The sequence below is a fragment of the Sphingopyxis solisilvae genome, from assembly GCF_015475875.1.
In the GTDB taxonomy this organism is placed as follows: domain Bacteria; phylum Pseudomonadota; class Alphaproteobacteria; order Sphingomonadales; family Sphingomonadaceae; genus Sphingopyxis; species Sphingopyxis solisilvae.
This window is the reverse complement of sequence record NZ_JADKYM010000050.1, coordinates 1-702: the sequence shown is the minus strand read 5'-3', so window position 1 is coordinate 702 and position 702 is coordinate 1. Positions and strand designations below refer to the sequence as shown.

Genomic DNA, 702 nt, shown 5'->3' with positions numbered 1-702 from the left:
ATCTCGATACGGCCCTGGCGTTTGTAGCGGCGCTTGTCGTATTTGACGGTCTTGTTTCGTATTTTCCGGCCCGGGATGCAGGGTGTGATGCCCTTTTCCTGCAAGGCGTCGCGGAACCAGTCGGCATCATAGCCCCGGTCGGCGAGCATCCATTGCGCTTTGGGCAGGCTGTCGAGCAACGCGGCTGCGCCCGTATAATCGCTGACCTGCCCAGCGGTCATGAAGAAGCTGATCGGGCGGCCATTTGCATCGGTCACGGCATGCAGATTCGTGTTCATGCCGCCTTTCGTCCGGCCGATCAGGCGTCCCGGACCCCCTTTTTTACCCCAAGGCTCGACGCCGTGCGGTGAGCCTTGAGGTAGGTCGCGTCGATCATGATCGTCTTGCGATCGGGAGCCTGCGGCGTCGCCAGACCTTCCATCATGCGGAGGAAGATGCCTTTGTCGCTCCACCGTTTCCAGCGATTATAGAGCGTCTTCGCCGGGCCATATTCTCTCGGCGCATCCCGCCACCTCAGCCCATTGCGATTGACGAAGATGATCCCGCTCAAAACGCGCCGATCATCAACCCGCTCGCGGCCGTGGCTCTTCGGAAAATAGGGCTGAAGCCGCGCCATCTGCTCGTCCGTCAGCCAGAATAAATCGCTCAAATTCAGGCTCCTTCCCGGCCGCCTGAATCATAATCGCTACCGCAAATCAATGG

At 59.7% G+C, this 702-nt stretch carries 1 pseudogene; it reads right to left on the bottom strand.

The annotated features are described in order from the left end of the window. Positions 1 to 649, bottom strand: a pseudogene (locus IR187_RS16665) (IS5 family transposase); the annotation flags it as partial. Between the last annotated feature and the right edge of the window lie 53 nt (positions 650 to 702).